This window comes from Aliidiomarina iranensis, assembly GCF_003987135.1.
In the GTDB taxonomy this organism is placed as follows: Bacteria; Pseudomonadota; Gammaproteobacteria; order Enterobacterales; family Alteromonadaceae; genus Aliidiomarina; species Aliidiomarina iranensis.
Map to the genome: position 1 here is coordinate 1 of NZ_PIPJ01000004.1, position 17,105 is coordinate 17,105.

The window sequence follows — 17,105 nt, forward strand, 5'->3', positions numbered from 1 at the left end:
AGGCATTAAAACGCTTCACACTCACCACTCCCGCATGATTCACCCGCTGCGCTTGCCCAAGTGCATTAAAATCACTCTGCGTGCTGATAAGCTCACCGTTCTCATAGCGCGCCACCACATACCGCCCCGATGCATCAAACTGAGTTTCTGATTGCCGATAAATGCGCTTGCCCTCATTTAGCTGCAAGCCACTACCACCGCAACTACCGGCATAATGCAAACTACACACCGTCGTGCGGATTTGATTCCCATAACATCATCATTCTGTTCAGCACTTGCAAAGGGGGGGTAAAAAAACATTGTTTGGGATATCTTGTGCTTTAGCAGTACCACTAAGCAAAAAGAGGCTAGCTAGTAGAAATAAAACGTTGAATGTGCGCATTTTTAGGCGTCCTTGTAGAGAATACATCCTCAAAATTAGAGGTTTTGTACGCTCCATATCAGCCAACAATGATTCGCACGGGTTTATTTTTAAACGATAAATAACAATAAGCAAACAATTTATTAAGTAAATTGTAACAAAATGTTACTGAGTGTTTAATTTCATCAATTTCAGGCGGTAACGAATTAGTACGTTTAGCCTTGCCTAATTCCATGCTATAACAACTACTTCAATACCTTTGTGTATTTATTCTAAGAGGAAATTTGCCATGGAACTCACCCACTGGATTCTAATTGCGGTGCTGGTTATTGCTGTATTTTATGCAATCGGCATTTACAACAAATTGGTTACACTGAAAAATCGGTTCGAGAATGCGTTTGCACAAATTGATGTGCAATTGAAACGCCGCTACGATTTAATTCCCAACCTAGTTGAAGTAGCGAAATCTTATTTAAAGCACGAGCGCGAAACCCTTGAAGCCGTTGTGCAAGCGCGGAATCAAGCGGCAGCAGCATTGGAAGGTGCTTCTGCAAACCCGGGTGACGCAAAAGCTATGGGGAATTTAGCCGGTGCCGAAGGCGCACTTGGCAGCGCCATGGGCCGCTTAAACGTGGTAATGGAAGCCTACCCTGATTTGAAAGCCAACCAGAACATGGCACAACTCAGCGAAGAGCTAACCAGCACCGAAAATAAAGTAGCATTCTCACGCCAAGCGTTTAATGATTCAGTGATGGAATACAACACCTATCGCCAATCGTTCCCACCAGTGGTATTTGCTGGTTTAGTAGGGCATGGCGAAGATGCAAGTTTGTTGCAGTTTGAAGATCGTGAAGCTATTCAAGAAGCACCGAAAGTTGAATTTTAACGGCTAGGGAAACTAAATGTCGGTAATGAATTTCTTTGAACATCAAGCTATCGCAAGGCGCAATACGCGATTGCTCGTTGTTCTATTCGGAGTAGCGGTAATTTCTCTGCTACTACTCACCGGGCTTCTTGTAGCTGCCTTCACCGGTGGCATGAGTGCAATGGATGAGGAAGCCGCAGGTGGTGGCGAATTTCTGTTTCACTGGGATATCATTGTTGCTGTGATGGGCATGACCCTCTCTGCCATTAGCCTTGCCGTAGTATTCAAATGGTATCAACTAAAAGGTGGTGGCAAAGTTGTAGCTGAAAGCCTTGGCGGCCGCCGCTTATCTCCCGATAGTAACGATGCCACTGAACGGAAAGTGCTTAACGTAGTAGAGGAAATGGCCATCTCGGCTAATATGCCAGTGCCGCCGGTTTATTTAATGGAGCAAGAGCAAGGTATTAATGCGTTTGCGGCTGGTTACTCACCGCGTGATGCGGTGATTGGGGTTACTCGCGGGTGTGTTGAGAATCTCACGCGCGATCAACTCCAAGGCGTTATTGCCCATGAAATGGCACACATCTTGAACGGTGATATGCGAATGAATATTCGCATTATTGCTATTTTAAACGGCATTTTATTTATTTCTCATGCCGGCTATCTACTGCTGCGCAGTGGCATGTATAGCCGCAGAAATGAAAAGAATCCTCTTCCTTTCATTGGTATCGGTTTGCTCATTATAGGGGCGATTGGCGTGCTCTTTGGCAATATAATTAAGGCCGCCGTAAGCCGACAACGAGAGTATTTAGCCGACGCCTCAGCAGTGCAATTTACTCGTAATCCCGAAGGTATTGGCGGTGCATTAGAACAAATTGGTGCGCTTACGGCCGATAAAGGCCAAGGCAGTAAAGTGGAAAGTAAAAACGCCGATGAAGCTTCGCATTTATTTTTCGGCCAAGCTGTTAGTAAAGCTGTTTCATTATTTGCTACTCACCCACCACTGGCAAAGCGAATAAAACGTGTGCGCCCCGATTGGGATGGAAAATTTCGCAGCAACCCAAAAGAGCAGCTTGCTGAAGAACTCGAATCTAACGCCAAGCTCACAGAAAAAGAACGCATGGCACAGCGAATGGCTGTTCTTGGCAGTGCTACCGGTGTTCTTGGAGCGGGCGGTGGTATGGCGGCAACATTACCTGAAGGTATGATAACTGGCGAATATTCTCAGGGTGGGCAAGTGCTTACCGAGGGTATTGTAGCGGCGGCCGTGATCGATGAAGCCATGCGCACAGAAGTTCGCCAGCAAGCCGGTGCGAAAGCGCTTGTGTTTGCGATGGCGCTCAGTGCCGATAGCAGTGTTCGTAGCGAGCAACTAAGTATTATTGCTAACGATCACAATAAGGAGCTGCAGCAGCGCTCGGAAAACGATTTCCAAAAGATTTCTGAATTACCTTTAGAACAACGCTTGCCTCTAATCGAGCTTTCGGTGCCGGCATTGAAATCACTGGAAAAACAAGAAGCCTACCAGGTACTCGCCACACTTGATAAGTTAGTGGCCGCCGACAAACAAGTTTCTTTGTATGAATGGTGTTTGGTGCAAATGTTGCAACGATATGTGCGAGCCGAATTTGAGCCCAATAAACGTGTAGGTAAAGTTGGTATTCGCAAGCAATCAGATGCCGAGTTTACGTTATCGGTGTTGGCTTGGTACGGCCACGAAACCGATGGCGAAGCCGAAGCTGCTTTTGCTGCCGGTGCTCAAGTGTTAGCTAAAAATCTACAGCCTTACCGCCAGCAACCTTTTAACTTTGCCGAGCTCAGTGATTGCTTAGATCGAATTGATCAGTGGTCGGTGCAAGAGAAAGAGCAAATCGTAAAAGCATGGCTAGTGTGTGCCAAAAACGATGGCGAGATTAATTTGGTTGAGCGCAAACTACTCACTACGCTTTCGGCTTGTATTGGTGAGCCACTACCGCCCGAATCTGAGCCGCAATAGTGGCTGGATCTTCTTGCATAAAGCAGTGCCCACCTTGTATTTCGTTAACCGATAAATTGGGGTGGGCTGCTTTCCACGTTGCCATTGATTTATTTAAAAACGGGTAGGTATCTTTGCCTATCCATACAAAGGTAGGCACCGTAACCGAGCGGATATCTCGCCATAATTTGGGCGCGTAGGTGCTAAATATCTCGGCTTCGCGTTCCGGTAAACATTTTAATTGTTTCCCTTCGCTTGTGCCTTCCATTGCATGTTGAACATACGCGGCTAGTGCCTCTTCTTGCCACCCCCGGAACATACCACGGCCCCGGAGGGCATCCATGGCCGCCTTTTCATCCGGCCACAACATACGCCTACGGCGAGCCTTTTTCGCCACCGGGTTTAAACCAATGCGCCCAAGCGGCAGCGCCCAGCGAATCATACTTGGCGGAAAAAGCATTGGATCGAGCAACAATAATTGCGTAAATAGCTGCTGATCTGCAGAACTCATTAAACTGGTGAGGGCGCCACCAAAACTATGCCCCATGCCGATATGGGGCACATTAGGATATTCAGCCGCATAATGCCGCCATGTTTCGGCGGCCAACTCACTTGAACGGTTCCAACCCACAAACTTACCGCCATGCTCGCTATCGCCATGGCCTTGGGCATCATGTAAGAAAATATCAAACGAAGGCGCAAGCTGTTGCCACAGTGGCAAATACGTAAGGCCGGAATAACTATTACCATGAATAAAATGCAACACAGGAAGGCCGCGAGCTGGCGTGCGCACACCTTGCAACAAAAAGCCCTCGGGTGCAGAAAACTGCCAGCGTAGCCAATTAATACCGCCAATATTTAATTCTGCTTCTTGTTGCGCTTGCTGTTGCGTTTGTTGTTGCGTTGGTTGTTGCATCGCACGTCCTGATTTCGCTTTACTTTGTATGTTTACAATTTTGCTTACGGCTACACATTCTGCACTACATCCAACGCTTATTGTTGTGTGCTGTGAGCGCTAATATATCCCGCTGAAGCGCTTCTGCTTTCTCTTTCGCCATGCAGGAAATAGATAACGAGCCACCGGCTGTATCAATGGTTAACGTACACAAATTAAAGTAACGGGAAAATGGATTAGAACTAATACGAACACGCTGCATCTTTGCCGCAGGTGCCCAGCGTTCACTTACGCCAAATAAACCGCTTTTAACCGCTATCCAACCACCGTGATAATGCCAAGCAAAATTCCGCCACCAAAGCACCCTTAGTAATAAAATAAGCACCGCAACACCTACACCAGCCCAAGGGTTAAATACCCAGCCCACAATAACACTTGGAATGAGCCAATAGCGCGGAATAAGAATTTTGTGTACCCGGTGCCAATGGGGTTCGGGCAACTGCAAATCATCGCTAATGAGGCTTCGGTTATAACGATGCAAAACAGGCACAGTGAAACGCCCTTCTGCTTTATCATTGATACCCCCGGCTTGCAAAATACGCAGCTGCCAGCGGCTTAAGATTCGGGCTACTAACCCTTGCCGAAACTCAATTAGCTGAAGTTTCGGAATACGAAAACTTCGCGATAAACTCCCTATCAAGCCGGCGGTGTAAGCTACGCGATCGCCTTGTCGCTGCAAGTGGTAGCCATAATATTGATTAAAGAAAAATAAAATAGCGCCGGCCAATACGACAACAAGCGCTGCGGCACCAATACCCGTTAAAACTAAAGCGGCCTGCCACACTGAGTTAAAACTCGCTACGAAACTCTCAACACGGTCAATCACATAACTAGAGATCATTTCGTTGGAAAACAATAACGCCGCTAACACACCTACCACTAACAGGGCATTTTGAATAAGCCCTACGCGTAAAATCTCAGAGCGCGGCAGTTTCAGTTCAAAATCTACTGTGCCATCGGCGTACTCACCCGCACCTTCGCTATCACCTTCTTTTACTTTCAAGGTATTTAAGATATCGCGCTGCAGGCGTTCGGCCAACTCTTCGCTTAATCCTGCCACCTCTACCTCAGAGCCTTTGCTACCTGCGCTTTGTAGTTGCAGAATGGCTAGCTTAAAGGGTTTAAACCAAATAGGGCGGCGAATATCCGCTTGTTGTATGCGATCGTAATCGAGATTCAGTTCCGAGCGTTTAAACACGCCTTGGCGCACACGTATCCGTTCAGCCTCTAACACGTAAGAAAATCGGCGGTAGCGCAAAAATGTTGCTAACAGCAAAATTATAAATATGGCGCCTACGGCCACGGGCCACCAGTGCAATAAACTACGTAACCCCACAAATATAGCTACAAGGCCAGGTAATGCGTTATAAAGGTGCTTAATCGTTAAACGAACGCTACTGATGAAGAAGAAGATTAACGAAATTAATGGCAAACGTTGCCAATTCAGAGTTTCTGAATTCATTCCGGCTTTTCCTCCGGCGAACTATCCGCTGCCTGCTCTTGCTCTGATTTACTTGACGATTCACTGCTCGCGGAGCCACTCGAGGCGGAAGTGATAGCGCCATCTTCCAACACTTCATCCCGAATTTTGGCAATCAAGTTGTTGCGAATATCCTCGGCTACTTCGGGCGCTAGCCCCGGAATCGTTAAATCCGAACCCATGCCACCGGCCGTAAAAAGCTTTAACCGTGATAGGCCAAGCATGCGCTCCACTGGCCCGCGTTCGATTTCTAAATGCTGGAGCCGATTATGGGTAACGGCGGTTTCTCGGTGCCAAAGTGCGCCCAAGCGAAAACGCACTACATCGGTTTCTAGCGCATAACTGGTTACGCGGCAGCGCGCTGGTGCCCAGAATAAAACGAGAGTTATCCACAAAACGAATATCGCAGTGGCAACGGCAAGTGGAATCCAAGTTGGTAATTTTTCTAGCCAAATTGCGGCAACTAAGGCCGCAATAAAAAAGGGCCCAAGAAATAGGCTATTGCCCACGCGTAATTGATTTTTATAATTAGGTTTTACAGGTATCCATTGAATTTCATTCATGTTTATGAGTGTTCCTAATCGTTATTCTTCTGCACAATATGAAGGGAATGATAAACTGATTTAGCCCTATATTACGGTGTTGATCATGAAACGCCAGTGGCTATTTACATTCTTATACAATTTCGTTGTTTCCAAAACACAGTTTTTCTTCAATACTTAAGAACTTTCATCGAGTTTGTGTTCTATTCAGTTACGAATAATCACTAGGAATACTATGGATCGGTTACGCAATTTTCTGATATTTAACGCACTGCTTACTGTATTAGCTCTTGCCCCAAGCCTCCCGGCTGCGGCATTACAAGCCGATACGCAAGCCGAGCGCATTGAGTGGGTGATTAACACAGCACCACCTTTTCACATTGTATCCGGCCCTCTTGCGGGGTTCGGTATCTGCGATGTATTAATCGATATTATTGATGAAAGTTTGCCTGATTTGGAGAGCAATAAAACAATCTTGCCGCAAACCCGTATCACTCAGCAATTCGATCGAAACTATAATCAGTGCTTTCCATGCATGATTCATCGGCCTGCATCGAGCTCGGCGATTTACACCAACCCAACACATTTTTATTATCCTCATGGCATTATCACTACCGCCGAGCATGCGAAAACTATCACCACAGCCTACGGCAACCCGGTGAACCTCAGCGCATTGATTCTTGATGCCAACTTTCAACTTGGGTATCCCGCGGGCCGCCGTTACCCCTCGTTGCAACACATTATCGATGGCTCGGCTGATACCGATATCACGCGAGTTGTTCACACTGGCGAGAATGCAACCGTGGCCATTCTCGCCATGATTAAATCGGGGCGTATCGATTACACCATTGAATATCAGATTTTAAATAACTTTGATAAGAGCAGCTCAACCGAACCCTCCCTTGAATTTATCCCCATTGCGGAAACCGAGGGTTCCTTTGTACTCGGCGCCATTGGCTGCACTAACAACGAGTGGGGGCAAAATATGGTTCGTAAGATGAATACTGTTCTGCCCGAAGTGCGCCAGCACCCACGGTTTTTGGAAATATTAGATTTATGGTTCCGCGATACACCTGATTCTGAGCCATATCGCGAACTTCTTCGTAATCGGGTGTGGCAAAGTAACCACTAGCGATTAACTAAAAATAAAGAGGCAATTATGATTCAAGAAAACGATAAGATTCCAACCGGTAGCCTAACGAAAAAAGGGGTTATTGGTACCGAGCAATTCGATCCTGCTCAGGCTTTTGCGAAAGGCACGCACGTGCTATTTGCTGTGCCGGGTGCTTTTACGCCTACATGCTCAGAGCAGCATTTACCGGGTTATGTGCGTTTAGCTAACGAATTTGCCGATAAAGGCGTTGCTGGCATTTATTGTTTAGCCGCCAATGATGCGTTTGTAATGGCGGCATGGGCTAAAGATCAGGAAGTTGGCGAGAGCGTAACGATGCTTTCTGATGGCGATGCAAGCTGGGCCCAAAGCATTGGTTTAACCATGGATACGGGCGCGTTTGGTGGCGTTCGTACCCAACGTTTTGCAATGATTATTCGTGATGGTGTTTTAACGAATTTATTTGTAGAAGGCCCGAAGGCCTTTGAAGTAAGTTCCGCCGAGCACGTACTCAAGCACCTATAAACCACTGCTTCGAATAACCCGTTGCTGCACTGCCTGCGCAAAAACCGCCGGCTTTGCAGCAACTAGGGTAAAGCGTTTACTCGCTCGAGTAATACCGGTATATACCAATTCACGTGTGAGCACAGGGTTAATTTCATCTGGCATCACAAGCACCGTATGGGCAAACTCAGAACCTTGTGATTTATGCACCGTGAGCGCGTAAACCGTTTCTACATCGCTCAACCGGCTCGGTAATACCCATTTAATGCGCCCATCTGCCTGTTCAAATACTACGCGTAACTTGCCGGTTTCTGGATCCCTGAGGGTTATGCCGATATCGCCATTCATTAAATTCAAAGTGTAGTTATTGCGTTGCACCATAACGGGCCGCCCCGCATACCATGATTTCGTTCGCCCTGGCGCGCGCGTAATAAGCCCCGCACTTTCGAGCCAATCGGCAACAACATCGTTGAGCCCCTGCACGCCCCAAGGGCCTTTGCGCAACGCTACTAGTAATTGGAAACTGCGATGAGCGGTGAGCACCTCTCTTGCCCACTGATCGCGAGCAACCATTTCGGTATCGCTCTCGGTAATTTGCCCGAGATAAGCACGATAGCCTTGCACCACTAATTTTCGCAAGGCCGCGAAATCGTTGGCCTGCCCACTTTCTTTAGCGCTAGGGCTCAGTAATTCGATATCAGCAAAGGCAGCGAATAGCGATTCAGAGCCTCCTCGCAAACGCTGAATATCACCGGCATTTACTGCACGGGCCAAGTTTCCTATGCCGGAATCAGCACCAAAACGGTGGCTTTCCCGCAGCATTACGGTTGCTTGGTTATACATACTTGGCGCTTCTTCGCCCTCACTGGCATGACTCTCACTGGCATAGCTAGCGCTGCCACCAAAAGCAGCTAAGCTATGGGGCGTGTAAGGCTGTAACATTGCTAGGGTGTTTGTGCTGTAGCGCCCTTCTTCCGCACCCTTACACAGATCACCAAGCACGGAGCCGGCTTCTACCGAAGCCAATTGATCTTTATCGCCCAGCAAAATTAATTGGGTATTCGCAGGCAGCGCATTCATTAATGCAGCCATCATTTCTAAATCCACCATGGAGGCTTCGTCTACTACCACTACATCGGCAGGCAACGGATTCTCACCTGAATGCTTAAAAGATCGGCGAAATGGCCGTGCACCAAGCATTTTATGTAGTGTGGTTACTTCAGTGGGTATGCCTTTTTGCATGGTTTCGGGAAGCCTATTGATAGCGCCCGAAATCGATTCGGTTAACCGTGCTGCGGCTTTGCCTGTGGGCGCCGCCAGTAAAATACGTAGGTTATCGCCATATTTTTGCCGCAAAATAGCTAGTAACCGCACCACCGTAGTTGTTTTACCCGTGCCTGGGCCGCCGGTAATAATCGCGAATTTGCGTTGTGCTGCCATTGCGCATGCCAAAGCTTGCCAATCGATACTCGAATCATTCGATTCTGCAAAAACTCGTTTTAACAATTCAGCTAAGGGTGGTTCGGAATCATTCGCTATTGGCATTTGAATGCGCGTTTGGATCGCCTCGGCCACACCTTGTTCCGCTTTCCAAAGCCGCGCTAAATAGAGCCTACCGGCTGCATACACCAACGGTTTTTCAACGCTTTCGGTGTTTTTCTCCATACACTGAACCCAATCGCTTTGCTGTAATGCAGCAGCAATCGCCTTCGGCTCCAGCCAAAGTTTCAAATCATCTGGTAGCGCGAATCCTAATACGAAATCGGGCGTGTGCTGCAGCTCCTCAATGCGCAAACAACTGTGGCCCCGGCCATACTGATGGCTCACTAAGCAACACAATAACCAACATAATGGGTTTTCTTCCGCCTCAAGCTTATGCAAAGTGCTCGGAAGCTCCGTATCAATCGGCCGTAAGCTTCGTTCGGCTGCAGCCTGCCGCAACCATGCTTGTAAAGTATTCATAGCGCTCATTGCTGGGCCTCCGAACGAAACAATGCCTCAAGTTCATGCAGTAACGCTAAATCAGGCGCTAACACACACTGCCCCGCGCTTGGTTCTCGAATAAACCAGTACATGCCACCACCCAGATAATCAGCCATACGTTCGCTGTAATCGGGAATTCGCGCTTTCAACAAGCGGTGCAACGCAAACAAATACAAGCTGGCTTGCACATCGTAGCGCTTCTCTAGCATCGCTTTCATCATCGCGCTCTCGGTATAGGCATGATGATCCGCGCCTAGCCAATTAGATTTATAATCACACACCCAATAACGCCCCGATTGATCTTGATACGTTAAATCAATAAAGCCCTTGAGCATGCCATTCAGATGTTCGTTTAATAGCGCTGGGCGAGCCTTTCCGGGCCAGAAGTAGCGGCTTATCACGCGATCTAAATCAGCCGCTTTTACATTGTTTACTTCCAGCCAGAACTCCATTTCCGCAACAGTAACCGCAAGCCTGTTCAACGCTTCACCGCTGGTAGCTAGAGGCACTGTGGTTAATTGCCGCAACCATTGCTGCAAAGTTTCGCTGTGTTCATCCCAACCGCGTTGCTGTAAGCGGCGATTCACCGAAACTTCAAGTTCTGGTAGTGCCGATTCGGCAAACTTGTGTGCGGCCGCGATTTCCAAAATGTTATGCAAAAAAGTACCCGCACCCGCACCGCGAGGAAATGCGTGAATTCCCTCTAAGCTAGAATCGCTTGCCGCCGTATTTAACATTGGCATTGGCGTTTGGCTTTGCAAATCATCATCTTGATATTGCTCTTGCGTAGCGGTATCCGGTGCTTCCGGCACATAAATCGCGCCTGTTCGTAACGCCGAATAACTTGCTATCCACCAATGTTCGTTGTGCACCGGCCGCGCTAACCGCAAGGCAGGCTGCCCCGAAGTGGCATCGAGATCCGGTGAATATGCCTGAAAACTCGGTGTGCTCTCGTGATGCCAAGGCAGCTTCGCTAATGCAGTTTTTAAATCGGCCGCATTTGGTTTTGTTGGCAAACCGAGAAGCGCTCCCAAACCACTTCGATCGATTGTGCTGTAATGTGCGGGGCCATCGCGATAAGCACCAATGCCCAGCCAGCAGGCATAAACTGGCCGTGTCAGCGCTACATAGAGTAATCGAATGTCTTCTTGTAGCCGCTCATTATCGGCTCGGGCAACGGCTTCGGCATCGGGTTCGAGCTCAACAACCGATTGACCTTTGCTGCTTTCTGTTTCTTCATTGCTCGTTTCGCCATTTGCCATTTCGTAGTAGCGCACCGAACGTTTGGCGTTAACGGCTTTGTGGCCACAAATAAACGGCAGAAATACCAGGTTGTATTGCAGCCCCTTAGCCTTGTGTATGGTGATCACTTTTATGCGCTCAGCATCACTTTCCAGCCGTTGCACAAGCTCCTCGTTACTGCTGATACCCTCAATTTGTTGAGCAAACCAGCGCATTAATCCGGTTTCGCCATCACGTTGGCTACTTTCTTGTTGCAGCAACTCAGCCAAATGCAGCATGTTAGTGAGTGTTCGCTCACCCGAATCACTTTGCAACCAAAACTGCGGTAATTCGAAAGCATGTAACCAAGCGCGAATCATGGGCAATACCCCTTGATAACGCCAAATATCTTTAAACTCACGAACACGATCGGTTATGGTTTCCCAAGCCTGTTCATCTTCTAGCCAATGGCTCAAGGTACTATCGCTTTGCCCCGATAACCGTAAAAGTAAAGCGGCGCGCAATCGCGTTTCATTTTCTGGCGAATACACCGCTTGTAGCCAGCTCAACATGGTGTCGGCTTCTTCGGTAGCAAAAATCGAATCTTTATCCGACATATAAACAGATCGCAAGGAACGCGCATTTAAGGCATCGCGAATTACTTTTGCTTCATTGCGGTCGCGCACTAAGATGGCTATATCGGCGGGTGTTACTGCTTGCAGGCGCGCATCGCTCTGAGCAGTTGCATCGCTCTGGGCAGTTTCATCGCTCTGGGCAGTTTCATCGCTCTGGGCAGTTGCATCGCTCTGGGCAGTTCCAAAGCCAACGGCTGAATTATTTAACAGGGCGGCAATGCGATCGGCACAGGCGTTGGCCATTTGTTGTTGGTAATCGGCTTTACGAAGATTTTCTACGGCCTCATCCACCAACCAATAGTTGAGTGCTGGGATGGGCGCACTGTTCTCAACCAATTCAGTATTTTTCCCGGCAGCTGCCACAGCATAAAATGGCAGCGGATTATTCCCCGCACGCGCAAAGCCAAAAGCGCCCGATTCTTGCTCTTCCGCGGCAATAAACAGCGCATTTACCGATTCCACTAAAGCCTGAGTGGAGCGGTAATTCTTCGGCAAATTGTAATGCTGGCCTGCGGTTATTGCCCGCGCATTCAAATAGGTATACAAATCGGCACCGCGAAAACTATAAATAGCTTGTTTTGGGTCGCCTACTAAAACTAGGCCATACTCAGAACTGGTAACATTGGGATATATTTTTTGAAAAATACCAAACTGCACCGCATCGGTATCTTGAAACTCATCCACCATTGCCATCGGAAACTGCTGGCGAATGCGCTCGGCAAGTGCTTCACCACCTTCTCGATGCAGGGCGCTGTGCAGCCGCGTTAGTAAATCATCGAAACCAAGTTCGGCGCGCTGCTGCTTACGCTTCTGAAATTCATTCACAAACCATTCAGCGGCATGATGCAACACGGTTAAATTTAACTTTGGCTGCGCCTCTATAAGCACAACTAAATCTTTGAAAGCAGCAAATAAGGGGTGCTCAGGCGCAGTAAACTTTGCCTTAGTACCCGCTATCAAATTCTCGCTATTGTATTTAGTAATGAGCTTCTGAGTATCCGAATCGAGCGGATCAAACTGCTCAGGATGCGTAATCCAACTCACAAGTTGTGGCCGCTCTGCTTCTTGCCAGCCTTTTTCGCGGAACTTATTTTTGTTGATCGTGCCTTTTTCAAAAGCCTCATCTAATGCAGCTAAGGCCTCCGAACTCAATACTTCTCGCACGTGCATGGCACACTGATCGATTTTTGCTAGCCATGTTTGCAAGGTTTCCCCTGCGCGTTCTGGCGTTTGCGCCGGCGGTAATGGCGTTCCCCCGGCGCGGAATGCCAAGCCATCGCTGCCTGCACCTAACCAGGGCTGAATCGCTTGATACAGGGCTTCTGGTGATTGTGCAATCGAGGCAAAATGTTGTAAAACTCGGCTATCGGCCAACGGATATAAAAAATAGCGCCAATAATCTCGAGTGATTTGTAAGCTAAGTTCGCGCAAATCTTTATTCATGGTTTGCGCAAACGCCGTACCGGCATCAAAGGCATGCTCGCTTAACATCCGCTGACACCAACCATGAATGGTGAAAATCGCGGCTTCATCCATCCATTCGGCAGCCAACTGCAATTGCGCCGCACATTGGGCGTATTCACTTTCCGCATAATCCGCAACGATATTTGCCAGCACCGCATCGGGTGTTTGCTTACCACGAAATACTTGCGCAGCATCCACAAGGCGCTGGCGAATTCTATCGCGAAGCTCCTCAGTAGCGGCTTTAGTGAAAGTAACAACGAGAATATCGGGCGGCAAAAGTGCTTTGCCATTAGCGGGCTGATTCGCCAGGTTACCGTGGCCGAGCACAAGGCGCACATAAAGAGCAGCCAAGGTAAATGTTTTACCTGTGCCCGCGCTTGCTTCAATCAGGCGCATGCCTTGCAACGGAAAACTCTCTGGGCTCAACGAAGGCGCACTGTGTTTGTTTCCCTGCTGGCTTATGTGCTGGCTCATAACGTTGCCTCCTTGCTTGCCATTACCGGCGCATACAGGGCTTCCGCCCATTCGGCCAAACCCGCCGCCGTTAACTCAGCATAAGAACCATAATAACGCGCCAGCTCAGGCGATTTTTGTAACTCACCGGAAAACTTAAAATCGCCCTCATAAGCTTGCTCAGCATTACCGCCGGTTAGCAAAGTAAAAGCCGTTTTTAATGCTACCGGTAAAGGCCGCGCTAAACCTTGCTGCCAGCATTCTACAACAGCGGTTAACTGCGCATGCGCTTCAGCCTGCGGCTTAGCTGCGAGCACTATGCGGCTATCTAAGCCATACTGCCAAATGTTAAGGCGATGGCCGGCCGCATTCGCTATTAACTGCTGTAACCATGCATCAATGAGCTGATGCCATTTCGGCTGGCCTTTTTCGCGAATAGCCGTTGGGCGAGCAAAAACAAAGGCATGCTCTCCATTTTTATCAACATAGAGCTGATCTAACTCGGTTACCAACTGGTGGCCATTGGTGCTCAACGACACCTGAATATTCTCGGTTGCGGGTACCCAATCGCGTTGATCATCAACCACTCGATTCATCACCACCTGCACTTCGCGCCGCAAATTTGCCTTGGTATTTGCACCAAATGCCGCAAAAGGAAGGAGGCCCTCCGCTTCAATCGCCGCAATTTCATGATTTAATGCATCCATTGCTTGCTGATCAAAGTTGTGGTGATTTTGCTTCAGCAATCGCTGTAAAATACGATTCTTCAAAATATAGGCCTTTAGCCCATCAAGCCCAAAAGGTTCATCATCATCGAGTACTAAATCATCTTGATAATCACGCGCCCGAAAACGCTCAGCCATAAAATAACGAACTGGGTTTCGAAGAAACTTTTGTAACCCTGCTAGTGATAATTCTGGTAGATCCGTTTTCAATTCAGTATTCAAATTATTCTGTATCGTTGGCTGCTCTTGCCAGTTGTGGGTTTGCTCCCACTCTTGCGCATAAGTGGCAAAATCGCCGTTAAAATAGGCGCGTGAGAATGGCTGCAACGGATATTCATGGGTAAGCACCGGTAATACCTCACCGCCTTCCGCGCACCAACCTTGTGCGATCATATCCCGCAGCTGGTTCACTAATACGCTAGCTGGTTTTTCACTATTATCCCGATCACTACGCCCCACCCAACTTAAATACAGGGCACTACGCGCACTCAGCAGAGCCTCGAGAAATAAATAGCGATCATCATCGCGCCGTGAACGATCGCCGGCGCGATAATTTAAACTCATTAAATCAAAATCATCCGGCCTGCGGCTGCGCGGGTACTCACCATCGTTTAGGCCCAAAATGTAAATTCGTTTAAATGGAATGGCTCGCATGGGCAGCAGCGTAGAAAATGTAATTTTACCGGCCAAGAATTTTTGGCTCAATCCGCTTTGTTCCGCTTCCGCCAACCACGCATCGCGAATCACTGCTAAACTTAGCTTACCATCAAATTCACCGGCTAATACGGCATCGCTTAAACGCTCTAACGCTTCGTTTAGCTGCACGTATAAGCGTTCATCGGTGTCGTCTTGCACATCAAAAAAGGTAGTGAGTAAATTATCGTTGCCATTCAGCAAGTTTTGCCAATCGGCAAAGGTTCGCTCGGGTTCGGCTGCAAGTGTTTGCGTCCAGTGTTTTAACTGTTGAATAAACTGCAAAACTGGCCCTAAATCGGCCGCACTCAAACCACCAATTTCGGCGTAGGGCAAAGACCCTCGCCATTGGCCATGTTCACCCATGGCGTAGCCTAAAAGCATTCGTTCTATCGCAAACGCCCAGCTAAAGGCATTGCCCATTGCCGCCAAATCAAACACGCGCCTGTGCTCTGCATCGATACCCCAGCGCGCACCTGCCTCGGTGAGCCAAAGGCGAAGCTGTGGAAGCACTTCAGGTTGTAACTGCAAGCGGCGTTGAATGGCTGGAACATCCAGTAAATCAAACACCTCATTTAACGTTACCCGTTGTTCAGGCAACGAAAGCAAGTATTCCAATGCAATTAGCAATGGCACCCTACCGCGGTTTGCTTGATCCGCCAGCGAATAGGGTAAGTAGCGTTCATCATCGCTATGAATACGGCCAAATACTGCATTAATATGAGGTGCATAATCGCCGATATCGGGTGTCATGATAATAATATCGCGAGCCCGCAACGTTGAATCGGCAGCAAATGCCGCAAGTAAGTTATCTTGTAAAACCTCCACTTCCCGCTGCCTGCTATGGCAACGATGAAAGCTAATGCTCTGATCTTCGGCACCTAACCTACGAGGCTCCCTTGGCAGCGCGTTGAGCTCAAGAATATCGTGCTGAATCTGGTGCAGCAGTGGCCACTCTGGTTGGCTTTGCTCTGGTTCACTTTGCTCTGGTTGGTTTTGCAGGGAAACGCCATCGGCTGGTACGAATGCTCCCGTGGCCGGGTTAAAAAATACATTAATACGATCGCCAAACCACGCTTGATAACGCTCAGGCTCATCAAACTCATCAATTAAACTCAAATAATCGCGCGCCTGTTTGCCTAAGCTTGCTAATAAGGGCGGCGCATGCAGGTACAAATCTTCATTGTTGATAACCGCGGGTAACCCAGGCTTACGTTGTTGCCGTTTTTGTTGTCGCCGAATCTCATCTTTTGCAGTAGTGATATCACCCCAAAAGTGCCGACACGGATTCAACACCGCAAGCACTACTTGCGTATGTTTACCAAGTGCTGCTAGAAGCTCAAGTGTTTGCTTTGGTAAGGATGAGATACCAAACACAATAACTCTTTCAGGCAACGCAATTGAATGCATATCACCCGCCTGAAGTTTCGCCAGCGCTTTATTGTGCACATCCGCGCGGCTGGAAAAAGCCATGGCTTGCGAGCGCCCCTGTAAATCATTTCGGAGCATCCGCCACAGCGCCGGCTGCCACAATTGTTCTGTGGGCAGGGCAAACTCCAAACCGGCATTTTGGGCAGCGCTTGCCAATTCTTGATCAAAATCGGCACCATTCAGTTCCGCACGGGTGAGCACATCAGCGCCTTGGCTCCAACGTTGCAGCCAATCGGCGCGATACACTTGATACTGATCATATAAATCAGCCAACCGCGCAGCAAGGTGATAGCGTTTTCTACCATCGGTATCATCCTCTAGGTAGCGTGCTAAGGGCGCAAACACATCACCGGTTAAATCTGGCAACAAACGTAAAATACGCCAGGTTAAATTGCCTTTATCGTAAGGCAAGGAAACCGGGATATCTTCGCCAAGAACGGAACGATACAAGCGCCAAACGAATTGGTTTGGGAGTTCAACACGAATACCCGCAGCAACGCCCGGGTGGCCATCATCGGTGCTGGCTAACGCCATTTTCAACCACTGAGCGATACCGTTGCTTTGCACCAACATGTGTTCTTCACCCAGCGGCGAAATGGGGTATTCAGCCATCCACTGCACTAACACTTCGCGCAAGTTTTCAAGCTGATTACCATGAAGAACCATAAAAGCCGGTGTTAAACTCATGAATATTCCTTTTACCTATT

General features: G+C 48.4%; 11 protein-coding genes. 4 read left to right on the forward strand and 7 right to left on the reverse strand.

The features are described 5' to 3' along the window. Positions 1-220: hypothetical protein (locus CWE08_RS06785; protein ID WP_133306938.1), on the reverse strand; the 220-nt coding region annotated here is incomplete at its 3' end. 430 nt (positions 221-650) lie between these two features. Here CWE08_RS06785 and CWE08_RS06790 point away from each other — a divergent pair. Together CWE08_RS06790 and CWE08_RS06795 are read left to right on the forward strand one after the other, a co-directional pair. Continuing rightward, positions 651-1,247 (forward strand): LemA family protein, encoded by a 597-nt coding sequence (locus tag CWE08_RS06790; protein WP_126767006.1) that lies wholly within the window; start codon positions 651-653, stop codon positions 1,245-1,247. A gap of 16 nt (positions 1,248-1,263) precedes the next feature. After that, positions 1,264-3,222 carry a M48 family metallopeptidase gene (locus CWE08_RS06795; RefSeq protein ID WP_126767007.1) on the forward strand — a complete coding sequence of 653 codons (1,959 nt, stop codon included), beginning with the start codon at positions 1,264-1,266 and terminating at the stop codon, positions 3,220-3,222. On the opposite strand, the gene CWE08_RS06800 is transcribed toward CWE08_RS06795, so the two are convergent. The 3 genes from CWE08_RS06800 to CWE08_RS06810 all read right to left on the reverse strand — a co-directional run bounded on the left by CWE08_RS06800 (position 3,167) and on the right by CWE08_RS06810 (position 6,199). Then, entirely contained in the window at positions 3,167-4,117 is a 951-nt protein-coding gene (locus CWE08_RS06800) for an alpha/beta fold hydrolase (RefSeq protein ID WP_126767009.1), read from the reverse strand. The genes CWE08_RS06795 and CWE08_RS06800 overlap by 56 nt on opposite strands. Positions 4,118-4,181: 64 nt before the next feature. Then, positions 4,182-5,618, reverse strand: a complete 1,437-nt coding sequence (locus CWE08_RS06805) for a PH domain-containing protein (protein WP_126767011.1) — start codon at positions 5,616-5,618, stop codon at positions 4,182-4,184. After that, complete coding sequence (locus CWE08_RS06810) at positions 5,615-6,199, reverse strand: PH domain-containing protein (protein WP_126767012.1); 585 nt, start codon at positions 6,197-6,199, stop codon at positions 5,615-5,617. The genes CWE08_RS06805 and CWE08_RS06810 overlap by 4 nt, the downstream gene beginning before the upstream one ends. A 214-nt stretch (positions 6,200-6,413) precedes the next feature. Between CWE08_RS06810 and CWE08_RS06815 the strand changes: the two genes are divergently transcribed. After that, on the forward strand, positions 6,414-7,310 hold the full coding sequence (locus CWE08_RS06815; RefSeq protein WP_126767014.1) for an ABC transporter substrate-binding protein: 897 nt from the start codon (positions 6,414-6,416) through the stop codon (positions 7,308-7,310). Between the two features lie 27 nt (positions 7,311-7,337). Further along, positions 7,338-7,814 carry a peroxiredoxin gene (locus CWE08_RS06820; RefSeq protein ID WP_126767015.1) on the forward strand — a complete coding sequence of 159 codons (477 nt, stop codon included), beginning with the start codon at positions 7,338-7,340 and terminating at the stop codon, positions 7,812-7,814. Here the strand turns inward: CWE08_RS06820 and recD are convergent. From recD to recC, 3 genes are read right to left on the reverse strand one after another with little or no spacing between them, the layout of a single operon-like run. After that, positions 7,809-9,764, reverse strand: coding sequence for an exodeoxyribonuclease V subunit alpha (gene recD, locus CWE08_RS06825; RefSeq protein WP_126767017.1), 1,956 nt, complete (start codon positions 9,762-9,764; stop codon positions 7,809-7,811). The two genes, CWE08_RS06820 and recD, sit on opposite strands and share 6 nt — an antisense overlap. Then, positions 9,761-13,570: an exodeoxyribonuclease V subunit beta gene (recB, locus tag CWE08_RS06830; RefSeq protein ID WP_157981237.1), complete on the reverse strand. Its 3,810-nt coding sequence runs from the start codon at positions 13,568-13,570 to the stop codon at positions 9,761-9,763. Before recB ends, recD begins: the two co-directional genes overlap by 4 nt. Further along, positions 13,567-17,085: an exodeoxyribonuclease V subunit gamma gene (gene recC / locus CWE08_RS06835; RefSeq protein ID WP_126767020.1), complete on the reverse strand. Its 3,519-nt coding sequence runs from the start codon at positions 17,083-17,085 to the stop codon at positions 13,567-13,569. Before recC ends, recB begins: the two co-directional genes overlap by 4 nt. Positions 17,086-17,105 lie beyond the last annotated feature (20 nt).

What these genes read in the sequence shown, in the direction of transcription:
- CWE08_RS06815 (WP_126767014.1), top strand. Translation starts at nt 6,414, where the DNA reads ATGGATCGGTTACGCAATTTTCTGATATTTAACGCACTGCTTACTGTA.
- recB (WP_157981237.1), bottom strand. Translation starts at nt 13,570, where the DNA reads ATGAGCCAGCACATAAGCCAGCAGGGAAACAAACACAGTGCGCCTTCG.
- CWE08_RS06810 (WP_126767012.1), bottom strand. Translation starts at nt 6,199, where the DNA reads ATGAATGAAATTCAATGGATACCTGTAAAACCTAATTATAAAAATCAA.
- CWE08_RS06795 (WP_126767007.1), top strand. Translation starts at nt 1,264, where the DNA reads ATGTCGGTAATGAATTTCTTTGAACATCAAGCTATCGCAAGGCGCAAT.
- recC (WP_126767020.1), bottom strand. Translation starts at nt 17,085, where the DNA reads ATGAGTTTAACACCGGCTTTTATGGTTCTTCATGGTAATCAGCTTGAA.
- CWE08_RS06805 (WP_126767011.1), bottom strand. Translation starts at nt 5,618, where the DNA reads ATGAATTCAGAAACTCTGAATTGGCAACGTTTGCCATTAATTTCGTTA.
- CWE08_RS06800 (WP_126767009.1), bottom strand. Translation starts at nt 4,117, where the DNA reads ATGCAACAACCAACGCAACAACAAACGCAACAGCAAGCGCAACAAGAA.
- CWE08_RS06820 (WP_126767015.1), top strand. Translation starts at nt 7,338, where the DNA reads ATGATTCAAGAAAACGATAAGATTCCAACCGGTAGCCTAACGAAAAAA.
- CWE08_RS06790 (WP_126767006.1), top strand. Translation starts at nt 651, where the DNA reads ATGGAACTCACCCACTGGATTCTAATTGCGGTGCTGGTTATTGCTGTA.
- recD (WP_126767017.1), bottom strand. Translation starts at nt 9,764, where the DNA reads ATGAGCGCTATGAATACTTTACAAGCATGGTTGCGGCAGGCTGCAGCC.